Origin of the sequence: Streptomyces sp. NPDC059010 (assembly GCF_042740355.1) — a bacterium.
In the GTDB taxonomy this organism is placed as follows: domain Bacteria; phylum Actinomycetota; class Actinomycetes; order Streptomycetales; family Streptomycetaceae; genus Streptomyces.
Map to the genome: position 1 here is coordinate 195,432 of NZ_JBHYJA010000004.1, position 25,211 is coordinate 220,642.

At 71.8% G+C, this 25,211-nt stretch carries 23 protein-coding genes and 1 pseudogene; 15 read left to right on the top strand and 9 right to left on the bottom strand.

Annotated elements, in window-relative coordinates; all coding sequences use genetic code 11:
- Positions 1-3 precede the first annotated feature (3 nt).
- Entirely contained in the window at positions 4-1,533 is a 1,530-nt protein-coding gene (locus ACFWYS_RS05850; protein ID WP_384763846.1) for an aldehyde dehydrogenase (NADP(+)), read from the top strand.
- A 125-nt stretch (positions 1,534-1,658) separates the two neighbouring features.
- On the opposite strand, the gene ACFWYS_RS05855 is transcribed toward ACFWYS_RS05850, so the two are convergent.
- Positions 1,659-2,321: a response regulator gene (locus ACFWYS_RS05855; RefSeq protein WP_384763848.1), complete on the bottom strand. Its 663-nt coding sequence runs from the start codon at positions 2,319-2,321 to the stop codon at positions 1,659-1,661.
- Between the two features lie 111 nt (positions 2,322-2,432).
- Complete coding sequence (locus ACFWYS_RS05860; protein ID WP_384763851.1) at positions 2,433-4,187, bottom strand: sensor histidine kinase; 1,755 nt, start codon at positions 4,185-4,187, stop codon at positions 2,433-2,435.
- A 115-nt stretch (positions 4,188-4,302) separates the two neighbouring features.
- On the opposite strand from ACFWYS_RS05860, the gene ACFWYS_RS05865 reads away from it, so the two are divergent.
- The gene (locus ACFWYS_RS05865) at positions 4,303-4,911 is read left to right on the top strand and encodes a DUF1349 domain-containing protein (RefSeq protein ID WP_384763853.1); all 609 of its coding nucleotides are present in this window, start codon (positions 4,303-4,305) and stop codon (positions 4,909-4,911) included.
- On the opposite strand, the gene ACFWYS_RS05870 is transcribed toward ACFWYS_RS05865, so the two are convergent.
- On the bottom strand, positions 4,871-6,259 hold the full coding sequence (locus tag ACFWYS_RS05870) for an MFS transporter (protein WP_384763856.1): 1,389 nt from the start codon (positions 6,257-6,259) through the stop codon (positions 4,871-4,873). The genes ACFWYS_RS05865 and ACFWYS_RS05870 overlap by 41 nt on opposite strands.
- Before the next feature lie 70 nt (positions 6,260-6,329).
- On the opposite strand from ACFWYS_RS05870, the gene ACFWYS_RS05875 reads away from it, so the two are divergent.
- The 6 genes from ACFWYS_RS05875 to ACFWYS_RS05900 all read left to right on the top strand — a co-directional run bounded on the left by ACFWYS_RS05875 (position 6,330) and on the right by ACFWYS_RS05900 (position 11,503).
- On the top strand, positions 6,330-7,325 hold the full coding sequence (locus tag ACFWYS_RS05875; protein ID WP_384763858.1) for a GlxA family transcriptional regulator: 996 nt from the start codon (positions 6,330-6,332) through the stop codon (positions 7,323-7,325).
- Positions 7,322-7,846, top strand: a complete 525-nt coding sequence (locus ACFWYS_RS05880; RefSeq protein WP_384763860.1) for a GNAT family N-acetyltransferase — start codon at positions 7,322-7,324, stop codon at positions 7,844-7,846. The genes ACFWYS_RS05875 and ACFWYS_RS05880 overlap by 4 nt, the downstream gene beginning before the upstream one ends.
- A 75-nt stretch (positions 7,847-7,921) precedes the next feature.
- A complete protein-coding gene (locus ACFWYS_RS05885; RefSeq protein WP_384763863.1) occupies positions 7,922-8,638 on the top strand; it encodes a DsbA family oxidoreductase in 717 nt (238 codons plus the stop codon).
- A gap of 105 nt (positions 8,639-8,743) precedes the next feature.
- Entirely contained in the window at positions 8,744-9,793 is a 1,050-nt protein-coding gene (locus ACFWYS_RS05890; protein ID WP_384763866.1) for an aminotransferase class V-fold PLP-dependent enzyme, read from the top strand.
- Positions 9,794-9,846: 53 nt separating this feature from the next.
- Positions 9,847-10,452 (top strand): RNA polymerase sigma factor, encoded by a 606-nt coding sequence (locus ACFWYS_RS05895; protein WP_384763868.1) that lies wholly within the window; start codon positions 9,847-9,849, stop codon positions 10,450-10,452.
- A 49-nt stretch (positions 10,453-10,501) separates the two neighbouring features.
- Positions 10,502-11,503 (top strand): maleylpyruvate isomerase family mycothiol-dependent enzyme, encoded by a 1,002-nt coding sequence (locus tag ACFWYS_RS05900; RefSeq protein WP_384763871.1) that lies wholly within the window; start codon positions 10,502-10,504, stop codon positions 11,501-11,503.
- Positions 11,504-11,526: 23 nt separating this feature from the next.
- Here the strand turns inward: ACFWYS_RS05900 and thpD are convergent, their stop codons facing one another.
- The 5 genes and pseudogenes from thpD to ACFWYS_RS05925 form a co-directional block, all read right to left on the bottom strand.
- The gene (thpD, locus tag ACFWYS_RS05905; RefSeq protein ID WP_384763873.1) at positions 11,527-12,429 is read right to left on the bottom strand and encodes an ectoine hydroxylase; all 903 of its coding nucleotides are present in this window, start codon (positions 12,427-12,429) and stop codon (positions 11,527-11,529) included.
- 7 nt (positions 12,430-12,436) lie between these two features.
- Positions 12,437-12,841: an ectoine synthase gene (locus tag ACFWYS_RS05910; protein WP_272122929.1), complete on the bottom strand. Its 405-nt coding sequence runs from the start codon at positions 12,839-12,841 to the stop codon at positions 12,437-12,439.
- 72 nt (positions 12,842-12,913) lie between these two features.
- Positions 12,914-14,185, bottom strand: a complete 1,272-nt coding sequence (ectB, locus tag ACFWYS_RS05915; RefSeq protein WP_384763876.1) for a diaminobutyrate--2-oxoglutarate transaminase — start codon at positions 14,183-14,185, stop codon at positions 12,914-12,916.
- Between the two features lie 33 nt (positions 14,186-14,218).
- Positions 14,219-14,725 (bottom strand): diaminobutyrate acetyltransferase, encoded by a 507-nt coding sequence (ectA, locus tag ACFWYS_RS05920; RefSeq protein ID WP_384763879.1) that lies wholly within the window; start codon positions 14,723-14,725, stop codon positions 14,219-14,221.
- A gap of 304 nt (positions 14,726-15,029) precedes the next feature.
- Positions 15,030-15,387 (bottom strand): annotated as a pseudogene (locus ACFWYS_RS05925) (DUF664 domain-containing protein).
- A 217-nt stretch (positions 15,388-15,604) separates the two neighbouring features.
- Here ACFWYS_RS05925 and ACFWYS_RS05930 point away from each other — a divergent pair.
- Both ACFWYS_RS05930 and ACFWYS_RS05935 read left to right on the top strand, forming a co-directional pair.
- On the top strand, positions 15,605-16,099 hold the full coding sequence (locus ACFWYS_RS05930; protein ID WP_384763881.1) for a hypothetical protein: 495 nt from the start codon (positions 15,605-15,607) through the stop codon (positions 16,097-16,099).
- A 64-nt stretch (positions 16,100-16,163) separates the two neighbouring features.
- Complete coding sequence (locus ACFWYS_RS05935; protein WP_384763884.1) at positions 16,164-19,115, top strand: M56 family metallopeptidase; 2,952 nt, start codon at positions 16,164-16,166, stop codon at positions 19,113-19,115.
- A gap of 25 nt (positions 19,116-19,140) precedes the next feature.
- On the opposite strand, the gene ACFWYS_RS05940 is transcribed toward ACFWYS_RS05935, so the two are convergent.
- Complete coding sequence (locus ACFWYS_RS05940) at positions 19,141-20,241, bottom strand: pyridoxal-phosphate-dependent aminotransferase family protein (protein ID WP_384763887.1); 1,101 nt, start codon at positions 20,239-20,241, stop codon at positions 19,141-19,143.
- Positions 20,242-20,405: 164 nt separating this feature from the next.
- Here ACFWYS_RS05940 and ACFWYS_RS05945 point away from each other — a divergent pair, with 164 nt between their 5' ends.
- The 5 genes from ACFWYS_RS05945 (at position 20,406) to ACFWYS_RS05965 (ending at position 25,143) form a co-directional block, all read left to right on the top strand.
- Positions 20,406-21,257, top strand: a complete 852-nt coding sequence (locus ACFWYS_RS05945; protein WP_384763890.1) for an ABC transporter substrate-binding protein — start codon at positions 20,406-20,408, stop codon at positions 21,255-21,257.
- A gap of 3 nt (positions 21,258-21,260) precedes the next feature.
- Positions 21,261-22,094, top strand: coding sequence for an amino acid ABC transporter permease (locus ACFWYS_RS05950; RefSeq protein WP_384763893.1), 834 nt, complete (start codon positions 21,261-21,263; stop codon positions 22,092-22,094).
- Complete coding sequence (locus ACFWYS_RS05955; RefSeq protein WP_384763896.1) at positions 22,091-22,870, top strand: amino acid ABC transporter ATP-binding protein; 780 nt, start codon at positions 22,091-22,093, stop codon at positions 22,868-22,870. Before ACFWYS_RS05950 ends, ACFWYS_RS05955 begins: the two co-directional genes overlap by 4 nt.
- An 88-nt stretch (positions 22,871-22,958) precedes the next feature.
- Positions 22,959-24,050, top strand: a complete 1,092-nt coding sequence (locus ACFWYS_RS05960) for an amidohydrolase family protein (RefSeq protein ID WP_384763899.1) — start codon at positions 22,959-22,961, stop codon at positions 24,048-24,050.
- Between the two features lie 166 nt (positions 24,051-24,216).
- Positions 24,217-25,143, top strand: coding sequence for an SCO1860 family LAETG-anchored protein (locus ACFWYS_RS05965; RefSeq protein ID WP_384763902.1), 927 nt, complete (start codon positions 24,217-24,219; stop codon positions 25,141-25,143).
- Positions 25,144-25,211 lie beyond the last annotated feature (68 nt).

The following is a 25,211-nucleotide window of genomic DNA, read 5'->3' on the forward strand; positions in this document are numbered from 1 at the left end:
GCGGTGGCAGCAGCACCAGTCTGGAGTGTCGACCCCCGAACCGGGAAGCAGCGTGAACAGGTTGCGGTGGAGGCCACAGCCCAGGAGGTGGACGCCGCCGTCCGCGCCGCGCACGCCGCGCGCGGCTCCCTCGCCGACCGCACGGTCCGCGCGGCCTTCCTGCGCAGCGCCGCCGACCGGCTGCAGGCGGCCAAGGACCAGCTGGTGGAGGCCGCCGACGCCGAGACCGCGCTCGGCCCGGTCCGCCTCACCGGCGAACTCGCCCGTACCTGCTACCAGCTGAGGTCGTTCGCCGACATCGTCGACGAGGGTGCCTTCCTGGACGTCGTCATCAACCACCCCGACGACACCGCGACCCCGCCGATCCCGGACCTGCGCCGCTACAAGGTGCCCCTCGGTGTCGTCGCCGTCTACTCGGCGTCCAACTTCCCGTTCGCCTTCTCCGTCGCCGGCGGCGACACCGCGAGCGCGCTGGGCGCGGGCTGCCCCGTCGTCGTCAAGGCCCACCCCGACCACCCGGCCCTGTCGGAGCTGGTCGCCAAGGTGCTGCGTACGGCCGCCGCCGAGCACGGCATCCCCGACGGGGTCATCGGCCTCGTCCACGGCTTCGAGGCCGGCATCGAGCTGATCAGGCACCCGCTGGTCACCGCGGCCGGTTTCACCGGCTCGATCCGGGGCGGCCGCGCCCTCTTCGACGCGGCGGCCGCGCGACCGGTGCCGATCCCGTTCCACGGCGAGCTGGGCTCCCTGAACCCGGTCGTGATCACCGAGGCCGCGGCGGCCGAGCGCGCCGAGGCCATCGGTACCGGGCTCGCGGGCTCGATGACGCTGGGCGTCGGCCAGTTCTGTGTGAAGCCGGGTCTGGTGCTGGTGCCGTCCGGCGCCGCGGGCGACGGCCTGGTCAAGTCGCTCACGGACGCCGTCAGCGACACCGAGGCGGGCGTCCTGCTCGACCACCGGATGCGGGACAACTTCATCGCCGGGGTCGCCGAGCGCACCGGGCTGCCGGAGGTCGAGTCGCCGGTGACGCCGGGGGCGGGCGGTGAGCACACGGTCAGCGCCGGGTTCCTGACGGTGGCGGCCGAGAAGCTGGAGAGTGAGGGCGCCTACGACCTCCTCCTGGAGGAGTGCTTCGGCCCGGTGACGGTCGTCGTCCGCTACGACGACGACGCGCAGGCGCAGGCCGTCCTGTCCCGGCTCCCGGGCAACCTCACCGCGACCGTCCACCTGTCGGCCGAGGAGGCCGCCGGTGAGGGACGCGGCGCGGAGATCCTGGCGGAGCTGACGCCGCTGGCCGGGCGTGTGCTGGTCAACGGGTGGCCTACGGGTGTCGCCGTCGCGCCGGCCCAGCATCACGGCGGTCCGTACCCGGCGACGACCTCGACGTCCACGTCGGTGGGCGGTACGGCCATCGAGCGGTGGATGCGGCCGGTCGCCTACCAGGGCGCGCCCGCGGCGCTGCTTCCCGCGGAGCTTCGGGACGAGAACCCGCTGGGGCTGCCCCGCAGGTTCAACGGCTCGCTGGAGCGGTAGCGCTCCGCCGGGAAAGCCGGGATGGGCCGGGTTGTTGGTTGTCTGCGGCGCCGTGGGGGCTGGTTGCGCCCGCGCGGCGGAGCCGCACATCGATCCAGCCCCGCGCCCCTTACCCGGCGCTCGGCTCACCCGGCGTTTGACTCCAAGCCCGCGTCTCGGGCAAGCAAGGCCGCCTGGACCCTGTTGTCGCAGTCGAGCTTGGTCAGGATGCGGCTGACGTACGTCTTCACGGTGGCCTCGCTCATGTGGAGGCGGGCACCCGCGTCGGCGTTGGACAGGCCCTCGCCCAGGAGGGCCAGTACGTCGCGTTCCCGTTCGGTCAGGCCGGCCAGGCGGCGGCGGGCCTCCTCGCCGCGCGCGGTCGTGGCCGGGGAGGCGAGGGTGTCCACGACATGCCGGGTGGCGGCCGGGGAGAGATAGGCGTTCCCGGCCGCGGCCGCACGGACCGCGTGGATCAGCTCCTGGGGCGCCGAGTCCTTCAGCAGGAAGCCCGCGCCGCCGTGGCCGAGCGCCCGCAGGACGTTGTCGCGCTCGCCGAACGTGGTCAGGATCAGCACGCGTACCCGCGGCGCGGCCCGGCCCAGCTCGGCCAGCGCGGTCAGCCCGTCCATCACCGGCATCTGGATGTCCAGCAGGGCCACGTCCACCGCGGTGCTCCGGGCGGTCTCCACCGCCTCCCGGCCGTCCGCCGCCTCGGCCACGACGTCGATGTCGTCGGCCGAGGTGAGGATCATCCTGATGCCGGCCCTGATGAGCGGCTCGTCGTCGGCGACGAGGACCCGGATCACGCGGCCTCCTGCGCGGTGTCGGTGTGATGTACGGATGGCAGAGCCCCGTCATCATGCCCGATCCGGTCACCATGCCCGATCCGGTCACCCGTGCGACCTCGTCGCCGACGTTCAGAGCTCGTCCTTGAAGGTCTCCTTCGCGACCAGCTTCCCGTCGCGGAAGCAGAACCGGTAGACGATGTCCTCGTCGACGTCCAGGTAGTGACGGCACGTCGCGTCCTCGGGCAGCGGCGGGCCCTGCTTCTCCTGGCCTTCGGTGAGCAGGGAACTGCCCTCGGGCAGCTTGGCCTTCAGGTCCGCCTCGGCGTCGCCGATCTTCGCGGACTTGTACACGTCGGCCGAGATGGTGCCGCTCTCCACCTCGTCCCACAGGGCGGTCAGCCCCCATGCCCCGAGGGCGACGACGCCCACGACGAGGACGGCGGCGGTGAGGGCGCAGCCAAGGGCGATGTTCTTCTTGCTGCTCATGATGGCGGAGTACTCCCCGTGCGGATCGAAACGGTCGATGACCGCTCCACCGTCGCCCGCCGCGCCCCCGCCGATCTGCCCCCGAAAGTCGTCGTCCGCGGCGACGAAGGTCGCGCCCTCCGGGCCGGGCCGCGTCTCGCCACCGCCGTAGGGCAGCACACCGGCGAGCCGAAAACCGCCGTCGGGCGTGTCCCCGGTGTGCACCATGCCGCCGACCAGCCGGGCCCGCTCCCGCAGGCCCGTCAGACCCTGGCCGCCGCTCACCGCGGGCGCGGACCCGGCGGCCCCGGCCGGCACGGGCCCGTTGGCCACCTCGACCACCAGGCTGTCCGGTTCATAGCGCAGCGCCACGGTGATCGGGGCGCCCGGCGCATGCTTGTGCGCGTTGGTCAGACCCTCCTGGGCGATGCGGTACGCAGCGTGGTCGACGGCGGGCGCGAGCGGCCGTACGGTGCCGGAGCGGTGCAGCTCCACGGCCGCGCCCGCGGCAACCGACGCCTCGACGAGACCGTCGACGGCGGCCGCCACGCGGGCCGTCGGGGGCTCGCCGTCGGCCGGGTCCGGCCGCCGGCCGGCACTTTCGCCGACGCCGTCCCGCAGGATGCCCACCGCCTCGCGCAGCTCCTGCATCGCCGCCCTGGAGGCCTCCCGGAGGATGCCCACCCCTTCCCGCTGGCGGTCGCCCAGCTCCGGGTCCACTTCCAGCGCCCCGGCGTGCACGGAGATCAGGGCGAGCTGGTGGCCGAGGCTGTCGTGCATGTCCTGGGCTATGCGCTGCCGTTCCAGGAGCCGGGCCTGATGAGCCACCATCGCCTGTTCGCGCACCAGCTGGGCGTTGTGCCGGCGCAGGGCGTCGAACAGCGCGTGGCGCTGGGCGCGGTACCGGGAGGCGAGGCCCGGAACCACCGCCAGCGTCACGAACACGCCCGCGGACAGGGCCGCCGCGAGCAGGGACAGTTCCTTCGCCTCGCCGACCGCGCTGCGGACGGAGAAGGCGATGTTCAGCACGAGCCCGGCGGCGTACGCGGCCAGCGCCCGCCCGGGGCGCATGATGCGGCTGCCCGCCGACCAGCTCGCGCAGATCAGCAGGGGTGTCGCGCCGACCAGTTCACCCGCCGCGGCCGACACGACGAGCAGTACCGTCGCCGGCAGCGAGCGGCGGGCCAGCGACAGCAGGGCGACTGCCAGGGCCAGGGCGACGGCCCACGCCCCGAACAAGGCCAGTCCGCCTCCGAGGACGGTGAGCCCGGCCAGCACGACGGCGAGCGCGGCCTCCCCGACGATCCGCTTACGGGTCCATGGCGAGGCGGCGGCGAGCCGGGACCGGAGCGACCGGAGCGCCCGGTCGGTACGGGGTGTATCGGCTGCGTCTGCGCGCAAACTGTTGGCTGCGTCCACGCGCAGACGATAGACAGCGACCGCCGGGCACCCGCATCCACCCTTCGGTGCGGTCCCGAACGACGAAAGTCGACACCGGCCCCGGGCGCCGGGCGGCGCCTGGAAGAATCCAGCCATGGACGTGGAACTTCCCGAACTGCCCTTCCCGCTCCGTAGCTACGGTCCCGACGGGCACTGGCTCTACGAGGACGGCATCCTCTCCGGATGGGCCGGGCCCCGGCAGGACCGGTTCGTGCCGCCCACCGGGGAGGCCCAGGACCCCGCCGCCGACGCGCCGCGACTCCTGGGCGCGCCCGAAGGGGACTTCCAGCTGATCGCCCGGGTCACCGTCGGGTTCGCCGCCGCCTTCGACGCCGGGGTGCTCTACGTCCATGTCGGGGAGCGGGCCTGGGCCAAGCTGTGTCTGGAGTACTCGCCGGACGTGCCGACCGTGTGCACGGTGGTCACCCGGGGGCACTCCGACGATGCCAACTCCTTCAGCGTGGAGGGCAGTTCGGTCTGGCTGCGGGTGAGCCGGACCGGGCGGGCCTTCGCGTTCCACGCCTCCCGGGACGGTGAGCGCTGGACCTTCGTCCGGCTCTTCACGCTGGGAGAGGAGAAGGAGGCGGACGCCGCCCTCGTCGGGTTCATGACGCAGTCGCCGATGGGGGAGGGGTGCGTCGTGACCTACGACCACCTGGAGTTCAGGCCGAACTGGCCGAAGGACCTGCGAGACGGAAGCTGAGCAGACCCGTCACCGTGAGCAGGGCCGCGCTGACGACCACGCTCACCCGCATCCCCGCCACGAAGCCGTCGGAGATCAGCGCCCCGAACACGGCGATGCCCAGCGCCCCCGCCATCTGTCGCGCCGCGTTGAGCACACCGGCCGCCAGTCCCGCCCGCTCGGCGGGCACCGCCTCCAGCATGGCCGCGGTCAGCGGCGGCACCGTCAGCGCGCAGCCCAGCGCCATCGGGACGAGGATCAGGGCCACCAGGACCGCGGGCGTGCCGGTGTCGACGTACAGCGTCATGAGCAGTCCTGCGACGGCCAGGCCCTGCCCCACCAGCATCGGCAGCCGCGGGCCGTAGCGGCCCGCGAGCTTGCCCGCGACGACGTTCGTCACCGCGATCAGGCCCGTCATCGGCAGGAACATCAGGCCCGCCTGGAGCGCGGAGCGGTGCTGGACCTGCTGGAAGAAGAGCGAGAAGACGAACACCATGCTGTAGAAGGCCACGCTGACCGCCGCTCCGGCGGCCACCGCCACCGCGACGGTCCGGTTGCGGAACAGGCCGAGCGGGACGACCGGGTGCGGCTGGCGTGCCTCGATCCGGACGAACGCGACCGCGGCCGCCACCGCCACCGCCAGCGCCGCCCAGCCCTCCGTCCCGCCCTCGATCACCGCGAACGTCAGTGCCGTGAGGGCCACCACCGCCGTCGCCTGGCCGGGCAGGTCCAGCGGTGCCGGGCGGCGCGGTGAGCGCGGGGCCCGGACCAGCAGCGCGAGGATCAGGGCACCGACCGGCAGGTTGACGAAGAAGATCCACCGCCAGTCCCAGGCCGTCGTCAGCGCACCGCCCACCACCGGACCGAGCGCCACCGCCACCGAACCGCCCGCCGCCCACCCGGCCACCGCCCGTGCCCGCCGCGCCGGGTCGGCGTACGCCTGCCGCACCAGCGCCAGCGAGGCAGGCAGTACGACCGCCGCCGCCACGCCCTGCACCACCCGCGCGCCGACCAGCGTGGGCAGATTCGGTGCCAGGCCGCAGGCCGCCGAGGCCAGCGTGAAGACGGCCGTACCGAGCCCGAACGCCCGGCTCGCGCCCGCCCGGTCCGAGAACGCCCCGGTCGACAGCATCAGCGCGGCGAAGGCCAGCGTGTAGGCGTCCACCACCCACTGCAGGCCGGACATCCCGCCGCCGAGGGACGAACCGATCGCGGGCAGCGCCACGTTCACGATGGACGCGTCGAGGCAGACCAGCGCGAAGCCGAGGAGGCCGGCGGTGAGGGTGAGGGCTGCGGAAGTCCTCGTGGGCCCCAACTCGCCCTGTGCGGAGGTGAGTTCGTCGCCCTTCAGGGTCTGGTTCGTTGACATGTCTCCATGCTGCTGATCCACGCCGTCGTACAGTAGTGGCCGGAATGCCATGCACCCGGAGGTTCTGGCCATGCCCCAGCCGCACGCCCCGCACCGCATCGCCGTCGTCGCGCCGTCGCCCGTGTCGATGTTCAACCTCGCCATCCCGGAGATGCTGTTCGGCAAGGTCGAGGTCGACGGACGGCCCGGCTACGAGGTGGTCATCTGCGCGGCCGAGCCGGGTCCGGTGCCCACCAGTGGCGGGCTCGACCTGTATGTACGGCACGGCCTCGACGCCGTACGGGAGGCCGACACCGTGCTCGTCGCCGGCACCGGTGAGCCCTTCGAGCCGGACGCGCGGATCGTGGCCGCCGTGCGCGAGGCGGCCGCCGACGGCAGGCGGATCGCGTCCCTGTGCACCGGCGCCTTCCAGCTCGCCGAGGCGGGCCTGCTGCACGGGCGCCGGGCCACCACGTACTGGGCCCACGCCGAGGAGCTGCGCCGCCGCTACCCGCACGTCGACCTGCGCGGAGACGTGCTCTATGTGCAGGACGGCCCCTACGTCACCTCCTCCGGCTACGCCGCCGGCATCGACCTGTGCCTGCACATCATCCGCACCGACTACGGCGCCGCCGTCGCCAACGAGGTCGCCCGCCGTGCCCTCGTCGCACCCGTACGGCCCGGCGGCCAGACCCAGTTCACCCAGACCCCGCTGCCGCCCGAGCGCGGCAACGCCTGCGCCGACACCCGCGGCTGGGCCATGCGGAACCTCGACAAGCCGCTCACCCTCACCGACCTGGCCCGGCACGCCGGTGTCAGCGTCCGCACCCTCACCCGCCGCTTCCACGCCGAGAGCGGGGTGAGCCCGCTGCAGTGGCTGCTCCACCAGCGCATCGAGCGCGCCAAGGAACTCCTGGAGACCACCGCCCTGCCCATGGACCAGGTGGCCCGCGCCTGCGGGCTGGGCACCGCCGACTCGCTGCGGGGGCATCTGGTGCGCCGTACGGGTCTGACGCCGAGCGGCTACCGGGCGCAGTTCAGCCGGCTCGGAACCGCCGCGTCCGGGGTCACGTCCAACGTTGCATGATCAGTGACAGAGAGACCGCGATCCGGGTGATCCGTACCGTCCTGCCCGTCGAGGCGGAGACGGTCGCCGCCCTGCACGCACGTGCCCGGGCGACGTACTACCCCGACGGGATCCCGGACGACGGCACCGACTGGCTCGCCGTCTGGCAGGGCGCCATCGCGCGGCCGGACGGGCATGTGCGGTGCGTCGTGGAGGAGGGCCGGATCGTCGGCCTCGCGTCCTTCCGCACACCCGAGGGCGCCCCCGCCGACATGGTGAAGCTGTTCCAGTTCCATGTCGACCCCGACCACTGGGGCCGTGGCGTCGGTGCGTCCCTGCACGCCGCCTGCGTGGAGGAGTGGCGGGCCGACGGCAAGCGGACGGCCGTGCTCGACGTGCATGTGGACAACCGGCGTGCGCAGGCCTTCTACGCCGGCCGGGGCTGGCGTCCGGACCCGGAGAACCCGCCCGCCGAGGGCGACCACCACCTCTTCCTGTGCTTCTCCGTGACCGGGGAAGGGGCCCCGGCGACCGGGGAATGAACCGGGCTGCTTGAACGTTCACCCACTAACCGGAGGGAGTCTCCGTACCCGTACGACTGGGAGAGAGCCGAAGACATGCGCGTCGAGATCTGGAGCGACATCGCCTGCCCCTGGTGCTATGTGGGCAAGGCCCGCTTCGAGAAGGCGCTGCAGGCCTTCCCGCACCGCGACCAGGTCGAGGTGGTGCACCGCTCGTTCGAGCTGGACCCCGGACGCGACAAGGCCGCCACCGGCCCGGTCATCCCCATGATCGCCAAGAAGTACGGCATCAGCGAGGCGCAGGCCCAGGCCGCCGAGGACAACCTGGGTGTGCAGGCCGCCGCCGAGGGCCTGGACTACCGCACCCGGGACCGCGACCACGGCAACACCTTCGACATGCACCGCCTGCTGCACCTCGCCAAGGAGCACGGCCGGCAGGACGAGCTGATCCAGATCCTCTACCGGGCGAACTTCGCCGAGGAGCGGTCCGTCTTCGCCGAGGGCGACGAGCGGCTCGTGGAGCTGGCCGTCGAGGCCGGGCTCGACGCCGACGCCGTCCGGGGGGTGCTCGCCGACCCGGCCGCCTACGCCGACGACGTCCGTGCCGACGAGCGCGAGGCCGCCCAGCTCGGTGCGAACGGCGTGCCCTTCTTCGTCCTGGACCGCAAGTACGGCGTCTCCGGCGCCCAGCCCGCCGAGGTCTTCGAGCAGGCGCTGACGCAGGCGTGGGGCGAGCGCTCGCCGCTCCGGCTCATCGACCAGGGGGACGCGGAGGCGTGCGGTCCCGACGGGTGCGCGGTGCCGCAGAAGTAAGCACAGGCAAAAGGGCAGGTGGCGGCCGATCTATAAGGGTTGCTTAGCGAAACCACGTATAAATCGGCAATGGACTATGGGTTCTCCGGGGCTCACAGTGGGGTCATGGAGACCTTCGAGAGCCTCGTCCGTGCCGAGTTCGCGCCGAAGAACACCTACCTGAACACGGCCAGTACCGGGCTGGTACCGGCCCGCACCGTCGCCGCCATGCGGACCGCCGTGGAGGCCGCGGCCGCCGGGCAGCCGACCGACATGTTCGCCGACGTCGAGGCGAGCCGCGCCTGCTTCGCGCGGCTCGTCGGGGTGCCCGAGCGCCGGGTGGCGGCCGGTGCCTCCGTCGCCGTCTACAGCGGCCTGATCGCCGCCTCCCTCCCCGAGGGCGCCGAAGTCCTCACCGCGGAGGGCGACTTCAGCTCCGTCGTGAACCCCTTCCACGTCCGCACCGACCTCAAGGTGCGCAGCGTGCCGCTGGAGCGCATCGCCGAGTCGGTGCGGCCCGGCACCGCCCTGGTCGCGGTCAGCGCCGCGCAGTCCGCCGACGGCCGCGTGGCCGACCTGCCCGCGATCAGGGAAGCCGCGCGCGAGCACGGTGCGCGTACGTACATCGACGCGTCCCAGGCCAGCGGATGGCTGGACTTCGACGCGGACGCCTACGACTACTCCGCCTCCGTCGCCTTCAAGTGGCTCGTCTGCCCGCGGGGCGTGGCCTTCCTGGTCGTCCCGGAGGACTTCGGCGGGCTCACCGCGCTCTTCGCCGGCTGGGTGGCGGGCGAGCACCCCTGGGACGCCTGCTACGGCCCCGTCGACGAACTCGCCCACTCCGCACGGCGGTTCGACGAGAGCCCCGCCCTCTTCTCCTACGCCGGTGCCCGCCGCTCCCTGGAACTGCTGGAGGAACTGGGCGTGGACGCCGTACGCGCCCATGATCTCGCCCTCGCCGACCGCTTCCGGGCGGGCCTGGCCTCCCTCGGCCAGGAGCCCATCCCGTCCCCGGGCTCGCCGATCGTCTCCGTGCCCGGGCTCGGCCACCGCCAGGCCGGGCTGAGCAGCGCCGGAATCGAGGTCTCCGACCGGGCGGGCAACCTGCGCGCCGCCTTCCACCTCTACAACACCCGCGCCGACGTCGACCGCCTGCTCGACGCCCTCTCCGACTGAACCATCCGACGGAACCACTGGCGCGGGCCCTGCCGGGACGCTAGGAAGGGCACGTGGAGTCCACGGGCGATACCTCCGCACCGCCGACTGCCGACGCGGAGGTGCACCGGCGGCTGGTGTACGGCGACGAGACCGCGCTGGCCGAGGTGTACGGGGCGTACGGCGGGCTGGTGCGGCGGGTCGCCGTGCGGGTCACCCGGTCGCCGGGCGCCGCCGAGGACGTGGCGCAGGAGGTCTTCGCCCAGCTCTGGAGCAGGCCGTACGCCTTCGACCCGGGCCGTGGCTCGCTGCGCACCTGGCTGTCCGTGCTCGCCCACCGGCGGGCCGTGGACTGGGTGCGCAGCGAGGCCCGGCACCGCAAGGACGCCGGCGCCGACGACTCCGCGCTCCAGGCCATCCCCGACACCGGGCCCGGCCCCGACGAGACGGTCGTCGACCGGGAACGCTCCCTGCTGCTGCACTCCGCCCTCGCCGAACTCCCGCAGCCCCAGCGGGAGGTCGTCCACCTCGCCTACTTCGCGGGCCGCACCTACCGGCAGGCCGCCGTCGAGCTGGGCATCCCCGAGGGCACCGCCAAGACCCGGCTGCGCACCGCCCTGCGCTCCTTGGCGGAAACTTTGGCCGACCCACCGGATCCGGCGCTCGAAAGGGGCGCATGATGGCGAGGAGGGGTACTCGCAGGAAACCGGCACAGGGAGGAGGCGGGCGATGACCGACGAGCACGAGGCCGTACGTGACCTGCTGGCCGCCTGGGCCTTCGGCGCCCTCGATCCGGCCGAGGAGATGACGGTCCGGCCGCACCTGGCCGAGTGCGGGAGCTGCGCGGCGGAGGCGGCACGGCTGCGGGAGACCGTACGGCTGCTGGACGGGCCGTCGCCGGGGGCTCCCGCGGGGCGGAACAACGGCGCGCTGTCCCTCGCCCTGCGCACCCGCCCCGCCGTCCCCCGCGTCGCCGCGCACGCCGCCCCCTACGCCGTCGCCGTCGCCGGGCTGAAGGCGCTGCTGCCCGAGCTGGCGGACCGCTGGGCCACGCCGGTCGTGCACGACTGGGACGTGCACGCCACCCTCGCCCACCTCCTCGCCGCCGACGAGCACCTGGCCGCCCGGCTCGGCGTGCCGGCCCGGGTGCCGCCCTCGCGGATCGCGGAGGGCACCGGCTGGGAGGACGCCTGGGACCGCCGCAGCGCCGATGTCATCGCGCACGAGCAGGGCCGTACGCCCGAGGCGACCGTGGCCGACTGGTCCGCGCAGGCGGCCGAGCTGCTCGCCACCCCCGAGGCCGGGGACGCCGAACTCGCCGCGCGCGCCGTGACGTTGATGGGACTGCGGCTGCCCGTGGCCGACCACTTCCTGGTGCGCGGCTTCGAGGCGTGGATCCACACCGACGACATCGGCCGGGCCCTCGGCCTCGCCGTCCCCGCGCCGCCCCGGGAACACCTGGACCAGCTGGTCCGTCTCGCCGTCCGCATCCTCGGCCTGGCCCTGGGACCCAGCGCGCCCCCGGTGCTGTTCTCGGTCACCGGGGGCACGGAGTGGGTACTGGGCTCCGGGGACGAGCCCGTCCAGGCCGAACTCGTCCTCGATCCCGTCGACTTCTGCCTGCTGGTCGGCGGGCGGCACGCCCCGGAAACCGTCCCGCGGGGCGAAACCGGCGACGCGGCCGCCGTACGGAACGTACTGGAGCGGGCCGCGTCGCTGGCGTGGCTGTGAGGGTCACCTCACCGGTGTGAGGCTCACTTCACGGGTGTGAAGTCCCGTGCGCCGATGAACTCCGGACGGCGTACCGGAGCCGCGAAGGGGTCGACGGCGGCGTTGTCCACGCTGTTGAAGACGATGAACACGTTGCTGCGCGGGAACGGCGTGATGTTGTCGCCGGAGCCGTGCATGCAGTTGCAGTCGAACCAGGTCGCCGAGCCGGCTTTGCCCGTGAAGAGCTTGATGCCGTACTCGGAGGCCATCTTGGTCAGCGCCTCGTCGGAGGGCGTCCCGGCGTCCTGCATCTGGAGGGACTTCTTGTAGTTGTCCTTCGGCGTGGCCCCCGCACACCCGAGGAAGGTCCGGTGCGAGCCGGGCATGATCATCAGCCCGCCGTTGGTGTCGTGGTTCTCGGTCAGCGCGATCGAGACGGACACCGTGCGCATGTTGGGCAGACCGTCCTCGGCGTGCCAGGTCTCGAAGTCGGAGTGCCAGTAGAAGCCACTCGCCCCGAAGCCCGGCTTGACGTTGATCCGCGACTGGTGGACGTACACGTCCGAGCCGAGGATCTGCCGTGCCCGGCCTACCACGCGCTCGTCGCGCACCAGCTTCGCGAACACCTCGCTGATCCGGTGCACCTCGAAGACGGAGCGGATCTCCTTGGACTTCGGCTCGATGATCGAGCGCTCGTCCATGCGGATCGCCGGGTCGGTGACGAGCCGCTCCAGCTCCTGGTGGTAGACGGCCACCTCGTCCTCGGTGATGAGCTGGTCGATGGCGAGGAAGCCGTCGCGCTCGAACGACTGGAGGTCGCCGGTCGTGATCGGGCCCGGGGTGTCGGGGGCGCCCCAGACGACGGGGTCCTGGCGCGGGGTCGACACCTCCGTGGCACCGCGGCTGGGGTAGAGATCGGTGACGCTTCCGGTCATGGCGGTGGTCATGGGGTTCTCACACCTCCTCGGGCTCGGTGAGCAGCGGGTAGACGCCGTTCTCGTCGTGGTCCTCCCGGCCGGTCACGGGCGGGTTGAAGACACAGATGCAGCGGAAGTCCTCCTTGATCCGCAGCGTGTGCCGCTCGTGCCCGTCCAGGAGGTACATGGTTCCGGGCGTGATCGCGTACGTCCGCCCGGTCTCGTGGTCGGTCAGCTCGGCCTCGCCCTCGACGCAGACGACGGCCTCGATGTGGTTCGCGTACCACATCGACGTCTCCGTACCCGCGTACAGGACCGTCTCGTGCAGCGAGAAGCCGACCCTCTCCTTGGCGAGGACGATGCGCTTGCTCTCCCAGGTGCCGGACGCCGATTTCACATGGCGCTCGGTGCCTTCGATGTCCTTGAACGAACGGACGATCACGGTGTTGCGATGCCTCCTAGGTGGTGGTGTTCTCTTCTTTCCGACCGTCTTCCCGGCTGTCCTGCCTGCCGGTCAGGCGGTCTCACGGACGGCGCGGGCGAGGATGCGGAGCCCCTCGTCCAGCTCGTCCGGGGTGATGGTCAGGGCCGGGAGCAGCTTGACGACCTCGCTCTCCGGGCCCGACGTCTCGATGAGCAGCCCGAGCTCGAAGGCGCGCTTCGCGATCCGCCCGGCCCGCTCCTTGTCGTGGAACTCCATGCCCCACACCAGGCCGCGGCCCCGGTACTCCTTGACGTCGGCGGGGTTCTCCTCGCAGATGGCGATCAGCCCCTGCTCGACCTGCTCGCCGCGCGCCCGGGTCTGCTTCTCCATCGCCGAACCGTCGGCCCAGTACGACTCCAGGGCGGCGGTGGCGGTGACGAAGGCGGGGTTGTTGCCGCGGAAGGTGCCGTTGTGCTCGCCCGGCTCCCAGATGTCCAGCTCGGGCTTGAACAGGCACAGCGACATGGGCAGCCCGTAGCCGCTGATGGACTTGGACACGGTGACGATGTCCGGCGTGATGCCCGCCTCCTCGAAGGAGAAGAAGGCGCCGGTACGGCCGCAGCCCATCTGGATGTCGTCGACGATGAGCAGCATGTCCTGCCGCTCGCACAGCTCGGCCAGGGCGCGCAGCCACTCGGGACGCGCGACGTTGATGCCGCCCTCGCCCTGCACGGTCTCGACGATCACGGCGGCGGGCTTGTTGAGCCCGGAGCCCTGGTCCTCCAGCAGCCGCTCGAACCACAGGAAGTCCTCGACCGTGCCGTCGAAGTAGTTGTCGAACGGCATGGGCGTGCCGTGCACCAGCGGGATACCGGCGCCGGCCCGCTTGAACGCGTTGCCGGTGACGGCGAGGGACCCGAGGGACATGCCGTGGAAGGCGTTGGTGAAGGACACGATGGCCTCGCGCCCCTTCACCTTCCGGGCCAGCTTCAGCGCGGACTCCACGGCGTTGGTGCCGGTCGGGCCGGGGAACATGACCTTGTAGGGCAGGTCACGCGGCCGCAGCACCAGGTCCTGGAAGGTCTGCAGGAAGGCCCGCTTGGCACTGGTGGACATGTCGAGCCCGTGCGTGACGCCGTCCCGCTCCAGGTAGTCGATCAGAGCCCGTTTCAGGACCGGGTTGTTGTGCCCGTAGTTCAGCGAGCCGGCCCCGGCGAAGAAGTCCAGGTACTCGTGGCCGTCCTCGTCGTACATACGGCTGCCCCGAGCACGGTCGAAGACGGTGGGCCAGCCGCGGCAGTAGCTGCGCACCTCGGACTCCAGGGTCTCGAAGACACTGAGGTCGGGCTGGGTGATGGTCACGACGAATCGCTCCTCGATGCGTGGGGGGAGAGGTCAGAGGGAGAGGGGACCGATGCGGTACAGGACTTCGGGGTCGTGCGGCCCGTCCGGGAACAGGCCCGTCGGGAACAGCACCTCGCGCTCCAGGTGGGCGCCGTGCCGCTCGGCGAAGGCGCCGAACAGCCGCTCCGAGGCGGTGTTGCCGGGGGTGATGGTGGTCTCGACGCCGGTGACGCCGTACTCGCCGCCGACCCGCGCCACGAGCCCGTCCAGCAGCGCGGCGGCTATGCCGCGGCCGCGGTAGGCGTCGTCCACGGCCACCTGCCAGACGAGCAGGGTGCGCGGACGGTCCGGGCGTACGTAGCCGGTGACGAAGCCGACCGGCTCTCCGCGCTCGTCGCGGGCCACGGCCGATGTGCCGGCGAAGTCACGGCACCACAGCAGATAGCTGTACGACGAGTTGAGGTCGAGGGCCTTGGAGTCTCTGGCAATCCGCCACAGCGAGGCCCCGTCGGCCACCGCCGGACGGTCGATTTGCAGGTCTGCTTGTGCGGCAGTCATGCGAATTGAATTTACCGAGGGAAATTCGAAATTGCATGGCCGTCAGGGGTTACGTGTGAGACTGGGGTGTGTTATCACGCGGGCGTGAGGGTGGGGCTAAAATGGCTGCGAGATGCACCTTCTGTCCGGTTAATACCGGACAAAGTGGTCGCGATGTGGAACGCGTCACAGCCGTGTAACTCTCTTGGGACCTGCCCGAAATACGCCGGTTGGCGTTCGCGAAATCTTTGCGTTTAGGTCTGCCGAAAGCGGGCAGAAGAGAATGGGAAGCTACCCTTCAAGGAATTCGAGAATTACTCCGAATTTAAGCACCGGTAACTCCGTCGAGGTGCTCCCGCAGAATGTCGGCGTGGCCGTTGTGCCGGGCGTACTCCTCGATCATGTGAAGGAACACCCACCGGAGACCGACCTCGACCCCGGCCATCGGCCCGTCACCAGTTCCGCTCGCACTCCGCGAGATGCTGCACCAACCCGAGCAACGTCAGCTCCGACGGCTCGGCAGCCGTGAGCCGTACCTGCGCGTCGTCCAGCCCCGCGCATTTCAGCTCCAGCGTGGCCCGGTGGAAGTCGAGCCAGCTTTCGAGCATGGGGCGCTCGTCGCCGGTGAGGTGAGGGACGGGGCGGCCGTCGGGGAGGTGGTGAGTGGGGGTGTCGGTCGTCATGCGGGGGAGGATGCCATGGGCGGCCGGTGGCGGTACGGCTTTCAGCGTCGGGCGAATCCCGGAGGTCTGCCTCGGCCCACCTTTCCCACAGACATGCTGGTTCCTCGAAATCCATGCCAGAGTTGTTGTGCGCAAGTCAACTTTGCGGGCGTGACAGCAGGCGAGCCTTCGGGGGACGGGCATGGCTTCTGGGATGACGGCGTCGGACGGGAGGCACGTGCGTGACATCGTCCGCGACGTGGTGGCCGACGTGGCGGTGGACGAACTTCCGCTCGTGGACGGGTTGTTCCGGTTCGACGACGCCACCGTCGTACGGCGGCTGAGCGGACGCGGCCGTCGACGGGAACCGCTGGGGTTCGGCTGGGGCGAGGTCATGGTCCTGGTGACACCGGTCGTATGGCTGACGGTGGACCAGGCGGCCAGGCGGGCGGCCGACGTCATCGTGGAAGGCTCGGCGCAGCGGACCACGGCCGCCCTGCGCAGGGTCTTCCGCCGCCGCCCCGCTCCGGTCGCCGTCCCGCCGCTCACCCGGGAGCAGCTGGCCCAGGTGCGGGAGCAGGTGCTGGAGGCCGCCGGGGAGCGGGGGATCTCCGAGCGGCGGGCCAAGGAGATCGCGGACGCCGTGGTGGCCAGGCTGGCGCTGGCCGGGGCGAGCGACCCCCCACAGGAGCCGGACCCCCCGGCCGACGGCGGCGCCCCGAGCCGGGACTGAGCCGGTGGCTGCGCCCGATCCTCGGCCCGACACAGGCTCTGAGCTCGCCGAGCGGGCGATCGGCGTGGGCACGACCGTGCGCTTCGCGATGCTGGTGGTCCTGATGCTGGCGGCCGGCGGCGCGATGATCCTGCCAGTCGTCGACACGCTGCGCAGCGGGGACAGGCTGGGCTGCAATCTCGCCGCCGGAGTGGATCCCGACAACCTCGGCAACGGGCCCGCTCTGATCAGTGCCCTCAGCCAGGCCGTTCCCTACCTGGCCTGTATGGCCAAGTACGCCCCGCCGCCGCCCTGGTGGGGGACCGCCGGGTGGCCGGTCCTGCTGTCCTGCGCGGCGGGCGTGCTGTTCCTCGTCCTTCCGGCCTGGAAGGCCAGGGGCGGCCGGGTCGTGCCGCTGGAGTCGGTCGACCGTGACGGCGAACTCCGCGGGCTGCTCGCCGACCTGGCGGCGACGGCCGGGCTGGCCCGGACACCGCGGGTGGTCGTCGACCCGACGGCGCTCTCGACCGGTGCGGTCGTGTTCGGGCGCAACGGCCGTCCCACCGTGTGCCTGCACGGCGGCCTCCTCGCCGGAAGGAACAGCGAGCCCCAGCGCTTCCGGGCGGTCCTGCTGCATGAACTCGCGCACATCGCCAACCGGGACGTGACCATCACCTACGTCACCGTCGCCCTGTGGCGGGTGTTCCTCGCCCTGGTGCTCGTGCCCTACCTGATCTGGGAGGGCGCCATGATCTACGGGACCTATATCGAGTTCGGGGCGTCGAACTGGCGCAGCAACCTGCCGACGACCACGCGGGGTGTGCTGCTCCCCGTCGTGCTGGTGGCGCTGGTGTACCTCGCGCGATCGAACGTGCTGCACAGCCGGGAGGTCTACGCCGACCTGACGGCGGTGCGCTGGGGCGCCGACCCGAGCGGCTGGGTCGGCACCGCCGACCGGGCGCCCGCCGACAGCACGCGACGGCGGGCCTTCGCGTCGTTCCTGGACATGTGGCGCACCCACCCGCGATGGGAACTGCGCCGGGACATCCTGGCCGATCCCGCGCCGCTGTTCGGCATCCGCGCGCTGCCGATGTTCCTGACCGGCGCCGCGGCGGCACTGATCGACTTCCATGTGCTGAACTACCTGTCGCCGTACTACGTGGCCGGCGCATGGCTGAACCAGGCCGTCGTCCTGGCGTCGGCGGTCCTGGTCACCGGGGTGGTCGGGATCGCGCTGTGGCGGGAGGTCGCGCACGCCGTCCTGACGTCGGAACGCGTGCCCTCGGGTGTGCGGAGCGGGCTGTGGCTCGGCGCCGGGATGGCCGCCGGCAACCTGATCACCGGCTTCGGCTCGGGTGCCGAGTGGTATCCGACCCGCCCCCAGTTCCTGCTGCTCGTCGTGTGCGCCGGCGTGGTGTACGCCGTGTGGGTGGCCCAGTGCGCCCGTCTGTGGACCAGGACCTGGCGGGGACGGACCCTGCGGCCGGTGCTCCTTGTCAGCCTGGCGGCCGCCGTCGTGCTGCTGTCCTGCTGGCTCGCCTGGTGGGGACAGGTCGGGGGACCGTTCGCGAACGGGTTCTCGTTCTCCTCTGACGGGGTGCACGCGGCTCTGCTGTACGACTTCCCCGGCCGCCTCACCGGTCACCCGGCCATGCTGTCCGCGATCACCGCGGTGATGCCCCCGGTGCAGAGCACACTGCTGCTGCCCCTGGTCCCTGCCGCGGTCGCCGTGTTCTGGGTGGTGCCGCTGCTGGCCTGGGCGGCCGGCCCACGCACGGCCGTGCCCCGCTGGGCCGAGGGTGCCCTGCAGGGCACCGGCGCCCGCGCGGCGGCACCCGGGGACGCGATTCCGCCGCTGCGCCGGGTCCTGCTGCCGGGACTGCTGGGCGGGGCCGTGGGCTGGGTCGCCGTCGCGGGTGTGCAGGCGTACATGCACACCTGGCAGCCCGGCCCGGAGCAGCGCGGGGGCATGTTCGCGTGGAGCTATGTGGCCTGGCTGCTCGTGGCCCTGGTGTCGGCGACAGCGGTCGCGGCGATCACGGCCGTCGCGAGGAGCGGTCCCTACCGGCTGCTCGGCGCGCTGATCGCAGCCGAGACGGCGGCCCTGCCGAGCCTCGCGGGGATGATCCTGCTCACCTCCTCGGACGGATGCGTCGCGCCCCTGAACACCCTTGGGTCCAGCTGCACATGGACGCCTCCCTGGCAGTCGCTGGGGCCGGCGTTTCTCTTCCTGGTCAACGGCACCCTGGTCCTGGGGGCCGTCACGGCAGTCGTCGTCGCGGCAGCCGGCTCCGCCTGCGCTCGCGCGGGAGCGTCCCGGGCGTGGCGGTCGGCCCGGCCTGCCCGCCCCGCCCGGCCTGCCCGGACGGCCGCTCCCGGGAGAGGCCCATCGGCGCGGCGCGCCCGGCGTGTCACCGTGTCCGTGCTCTGCGCGGTGGCCGTGGGGATCGCCGCGGTGGAAACGGTCGGCCAGGCGCGGCAGAAGCTCCGCATCGTCACCGCGAGCGCCGCCCAGCGCGCCACGCAGCAGTGGGGCGGCGTCGCCGACGCGCCGGTGTCCGCCGACAGGAAGGCGGAGCAGGTGCACGCCTGGTACCGCCTCGGCGGGCACTACCTGATCTGGCACGCCAACGCCCACGCCGACCATTTCGTCAACGAGCTGCGCACCATCGCGGCGGCCAAGGACGTCGACTGGACCGACCTGAAGCAGGCCCTGAGCCCGGTCCGCCCCGCCTGCGTCAACCTGGGCAAGGTCGCGCAGTGGGCGAACGGCTCCTACTTCCGGATCCCCGACCTGCGGGCCCGGCTGCTCTGGCAGCAGTTCGGCGCCCAGGCCCGGCAGGGCAGCCAGGACTGCCAGAAGGCCCTGGACCAGCGGGACTTCACCCTCTTCCGGACCGCCATACGCGAGATCGGCGGGGCGAGGAACAGCGCCGCAGCGGTCAAGAGCAGGGTCGACAAGGTGCTGCTGGACGCCGACTACGAGGCACCCGCACACCCCGACTGGTTCTTCGAGGTCCCGCCCGGTGCCCAGTGACGCCCGCCGGTTCAGCAGGGGACGACTACCGCCAGGCCTCCTCGACGGCCCGCAGCGCCCCCTCCACATCCACGGCCAGCCCCTGCTCCGCCAGCGCCGTCCCCAGCGCCGCCAGACTCGCCCGCACGGCCCCCACCGTCGCATCCGCCCCGTAGTGATTGACCCGGATCATCTCCTTGGCCAACGCCCCGCTTCCCGCGGCGAGCGGCACCACGGGGTCGACCTCCAGCGCCCGAGCCACCGCCTCCGACGCCACCACCCCCACCGGCGCCCGCAACGTCGTGGCCACCGGAGCGGCCTCCCGGTCCTCGTACACATACGGCTCCAGCCCCCCGCCGAGAGCCACCGCCCCGGCCCGGGCGGAGGCCGCGGCGGCCCGGTGCCGCGCCATCGCCGACGCGAGCCCGTCCCCCTCGATCCGCTCCACGCAAGCCTCCAGCGCCAGCATCTCCAGCTGCGCGGGCGCATGCAGCAGCGCCTTGCGCCCGCCGTCGATCCAGCGCTCCTTCCAGTCCAGCAGCGACAGATACGACCGCCGGGGCGCCCCCGGATTCGCCGCCATCCCGGCCCACGCCCGCTCGCTCACCGACACCGCCGACACCCCGGCCGGACCGCCCATCGCCTTCTGCGCCCCGATGACGCACAGGTCCACGCCCCACGCGTCCGGCAGCACCGGCTCCGCCCCGATCGACGCCACCGCGTCCAGGTAGAACAGCGCCCCGTGCGCCCGCACGACCTCGCCGATCTCCGCGACCGGATTGGTGTTGCCGGTCGCAGCCTCCGCGTGCACCAGGGACACGAAGTCGATCCCGGGATGCTCGGCGAAGGCCTCCCGGATCTGGTCGGCCGTGACCGCCGTATGGAAGGGCACCGCCAGATCGATCACGGTCGCCCCGCAGTCCCGCAGCCAGTTCCCGAAGGTCTGCCCGTACGGACCGGTGATCACGTTCAGCGCGGTCGTGCCGGGCCCGGCCGTCCCCCGGATCGCCCCTTCCAGCGGCAGCAGCGCCTCACCCTGCATGATCACGACGTCCTGCCGGGTGTCGAGCAGCCGGGCCACCCGGTCCTCGATCGAGGCGAAGCGCGCGGCGTCCAACGGAGGCAGATCGAGGAATGGGTGGGTCATGGAGAGCGCTCGCTTTCTTCGTGGAGGTCTGCCGCTTCGGGTACTTCGTGGAGGTCTACTCCGCCGATCTTAGGTAGAACGACTCCATGGCCATCGGTTTGGTTTGAGACACTCAAACCCATCCTTATAATCGGAACCCACAGTTCCCTGACAGGAGGCCCCCCGTGAAGACGACCCTCGGGCGCCGGACCCGCGTTCTGGCCGCCACCACCGCGACGGCCGGGCTGGTGCTCGTGGCCGGCTGCACCTCCAGCGACAACGGCGGTGGCGGCACGAAGACCGCGGCCGGCGGTGTCGAGCTCGTCAAGGCGGGCCAGCTCACCACCTGCACCCACCTGCCGTACCCGCCCTTCCAGTCGGAGATCGACGGCAAGGTGCAGGGCTTCGACGTCTCCCTCATCGACCTCGTCGCCGACGACCTGGGCGTGAAGCAGAACATCCTCGACACGCCCTTCGAGAACTTCAAGACCGGTGCGTTCCTGAACTCCGGCGAGTGCGACCTCGCCGCGGCCGGCATGACCATCACCGAGGAGCGCAAGAAGAACGTCGACTTCTCGGACCCGTACTTCGAGGCCACCCAGGCCGTCCTCGCCGACAAGAAGAGCGGCATCTCCTCCTTCGCGGACCTCAAGGGCAGGAAGGTCGGCGCCCAGGCGCAGACCACCGGTGAGGACTACGCCAAGAGCAAGGGCCTGGACCCGGTCTCCTTCGAGTCCTCCGACGCCGTGCTCAACGGCCTGCGCACCGGCCAGGTCGAGGCCGTCGTCATCGACTACCCGGTCGTCCAGGGCTGGCTGAAGGACAAGGCCAACGCGGCCGCCTTCGAGGTCGCCGAGCAGGTCAACACCGGTGAGCAGTACGGCGTCACGGTGAAGAAGGGCAACGACAAGCTCCGCGAGGCCATCAACAAGGCGATCAAGGACGCCAAGGCCGACGGCACGTACAAGAAGCTGTACGAGAAGTGGATCGGCCCGTACGACGAGTCCGCCGCCTCCCCCGCTCCGGCCTCCTCCTGACCGATGACCGACACCGACGCACAACTCCAGCCGAAGAAAAAGGGCCTGACCCGGCGTCAGAAGCGCCGTCTGTCGCGCGGCATCCAGTACGTCGTCTTCGTCGCGGCCGTGATCGCCTTCGCGTTCGCGGCCGACTGGGACCGGCTGCAGAACCAGTTCGCGCAGGAGGACGTCGCGCGGCAGATGTTCCCGGACGTCATCACGCTGGCGTTGAAGAACACGGTGCTCTACACCGTGTCCGGGTTCGTCTTCGCCCTGGTACTCGGACTGGTGCTGGCGCTGATGCGCCTGTCGTCCGTCGGACCGTACCGCTGGGTGGCGGGCGTCTACATCGAGATCTTCCGGGGCCTGCCCGCCCTGCTGATCTTCATCTTCATCGGCGTGGCGATCCCCCTGGCCTTCCCGGGCACGGAGATCGTCGGCGGCACCTACGGCAAGGCCGCCATCGCGCTCGGCCTGGTCGGCGCCGCCTACCTGGCGGAGACCTTCCGGGCCGGCATCCAGGCGGTGCCCAAGGGGCAGATGGAGGCGGCCCGTTCGCTCGGCTTCTCGCCCGCACGGGCCATGATCTCGATCATCATCCCGCAGGCGTTCCGGATCATCCTCCCGCCGATGACGAACGAGTTCATCATCCTCTTCAAGGACTCCTCCCTCGTGCTGCTCCTCGGTGTCACGCTGGAGGAGCGCGAACTGTCCAAGTTCGGCCGCGACCTGGCCAGCACCACCGCCAACTCCACGCCGATCCTGGTCGCGGGCCTGTGCTATCTGCTGGTCACGATCCCGCTCGGCTTCGTCGTACGCCGTATGGAGGCGAAGGCCCAGGAGGCCGTCAAGTGAGTACCAGGGCAGAGATCCAGGTCCGTGACCTGCACAAGTCCTTCGGCGACAACCAGGTGCTGCGCGGCATCGACCTGGAGATCAAGCAGGGCGAGGTCGTTTGTGTCATCGGCCCGTCCGGCTCCGGCAAGTCGACGCTGCTGCGCTGCGTGAACCTGCTGGAGGAGCCCACCAAGGGCCAGGTCTTCGTCGGCGGCACCGAGCTCACCGACCCGGACGTCGACATCGACGCCGTACGCCGCCGTATCGGCATGGTCTTCCAGCAGTTCAACCTGTTCCCGCACCTCACGGTGACCGAGAACCTCGCGCTGCCGCAGCGCCGGGTCCTGCGGCGCAACAAGGCCACCGCGGCCAAGGTCGCCGCCGAGAACCTGGAGCGGGTGGGCCTCGCGGAGAAGGCGACCGCGTACCCGGCGTCCCTCTCCGGCGGCCAGCAGCAGCGCGTCGCCATCGCCCGCGCCCTCGCCATGGGCCCCCAGGTGATGCTGTTCGACGAGCCGACGTCCGCGCTGGACCCCGAGCTGGTCGGGGACGTCCTCGCCGTCATGCGCATGCTCGCCCACGAGGGCATGACGATGATGGTCGTCACCCATGAGATGACCTTCGCGCGCGAGGTCGCCGACCGGGTCGTCTTCATGGACGGCGGCGTGATCGTCGAGGACGGCACCCCGGACCAGGTCATCGGCGCCCCCCAGCACGAACGCACCCGCCACTTCCTGTCACGGCTCCTGGACCCGGCGATGGCCGAGGTCGAGGAGGAGGACAACGCCCCCTAGGGGCGCGGGGCTGTATCGACATGCGGCTCCGCCGCGTGGGCGCGACCAGCCACAACGGACCCGCAGCCGACGAACTATCGTGCGTGGCATGAGCGATCAGGCGGTGTTGCATGTAAAGGGGCGGGTGCTCGTCGGACCGGACGACATCCACGACGAGCTGTGGGTGGTCGACGGCCGCATCACCTACGACCGGCCGGCCCGTGCAGACGACACCCGCAGCGTCGAGGGCTGGGCCCTGCCCGGCCTCGTCGACGCGCACTGCCATGTCGGCCTCGGCGCGCACGGCCCGGTGGCCGACGACGTCGCGGAGAAGCAGGCGCTCACCGACCGCGAGGCGGGCACCCTGCTGATCCGGGACGCCGGTTCGCCCTCCGACACCCGCTGGGTCGACGACCGCGACGACCTGCCGAAGATCATCAGGGCCGGCCGGCACATCGCCCGTACCCGCCGCTACATCCGCGGCTACGCCCACGAGATCGAGCCGGCGGACCTGGTCGCCTACGTCGCCCAGGAGGCCCGGCGCGGTGACGGCTGGGTCAAGCTGGTCGGCGACTGGATCGACCGCGACCTCGGCGACCTGGCCCCCAGCTGGCCGCGCGAGGCGGTCGAGGCGGGCATCGCCGAGGCCCACCGGCTGGGCGCCCGGGTCACCGCGCACTGCTTCGCCGAGAGCTCGCTGAGGGACCTGGTCGAGGCGGGCATCGACTGCATCGAGCACGCGACGGGCCTCACGGACGATCTGATCCCGCTGTTCGCCGAGCGGGGGGTGGCCATCGTCCCCACCCTGGTGAACATCGCGACCTTCCCCAAGCTGGCCGACGGCGGCGAGTCCAAGTTCCCGCAGTGGTCGGCGCATATCCGCCGCCTCCACGAACGCCGCTACGACACCGTCCGCTCCGCCTACGACGCCGGTATCCCGGTCTTCGTCGGCACGGACGCGGGCGGCACCCTGCCGCACGGTCTGGTGGCGGCCGAGGTGTCGGAACTGGTCACCGCGGGCATCCCTGCCGTCGAGGCCCTCGCGGCGACCACCTGGGCGGCCCGGACCTGGCTCGGCCGACCGGGCCTGGAGGAGGGGGCCGCGGCGGACCTCGTGGTGTACGAGACCGACCCGCGGGCCGACGTACGGGTGCTGGCGGCGCCTCGACGTATCGTCCTGAACGGGAAGATCGTGGGCTGAGGCGCCCGTTGCGCCTGTGACTGTGGAGAACGTGCGTGCCCCGGGGTTCGAAAACCTGCACGGGAAACACACGTAGGGGTGAACTCACGGCAGGATGCTGACCGGGCATCCCGTATGCGCGATTCTTGGCAGGTCCCGAGCAAGTCTCCTCCGAGGGGTCCCCACCTTGAACGGCAAGAACTTCCGCCTGCCCGCACGCCGTCTCGCCGGCGTCGCGACGGCCGCCGCCCTGACCACAGGTCCCGCGGTGCTGGGCGCCGCCGGCACCGCCCACGCGACCGGTGACGAGGGCCGCGCCAGCGCCGTCGTGCTGCGTACCGGGCTCGACGTCTCCCTGCTCAACAAGACCGTGAACGTCCCGCTCGCGGTCTCCCTGAACGAGGTCCAGGCGCCGCAGAGCGCCGAAAAGGCGACGCTGACGGCCCAGTTGAACGGCGTCGACGGCGGCCGGTCCTTCAACGTGCTGAACGCCGAGGTCGCCAAGTCGAAGGCGACCGTCGAGGGCGGCAAGGCGGAGGGGTACACCAACCTCACCCACGCCAAGGTCCACCTGCCCGGTCTGCCGCTCCTCTCGCTCATCGAGGTCGGCCAGGTCACCTCCAAGGCGACCTGCGAGGCCGGGAAGACGCCGACCGCCTCGTCCAACCTGCTCGGCGATGTCACCGTGCTGGGCAAGAAGGTCACGCTGACCGCGGGCGGCACCACCGACGTCGAGGTGCCCGGCGTCGGCGACGTGCGGCTGGACTACTCCAAGACGCAGACCACGTCGCGTACGGCCGCCGCCACCGCCCTCGAACTCAAGGTCTCGGTCAACCCGCTGAAGCTGAACGTCGCCGACGTCCAGGGCACCCTGACCCTGGCCGAGGCGACCTGCGAGACCCCGGCCGGGGCCGCGCAGCAGACCGACCCGAGCGGCGCCCCGAGCACCGGCACCGACCCGGCCGACGGTGTGAAGCCCCAGGGCGAGGCCGCCGACGACGGTCTCGCGGAGACCGGCGGCAACTCCATGACGCCGTACATCGCGGGCGGCGCACTCGCCCTCCTCGTGGCGGGCGGCGGAGCGGTGGCACTGGCACACCGCCGGAAGGCCTGAGCGGCGAGGGACAGCGGCACCGGGGACGGCTGCCCCGGCTGAGCCGGGGCGCCCATGAGCGGGCGGCC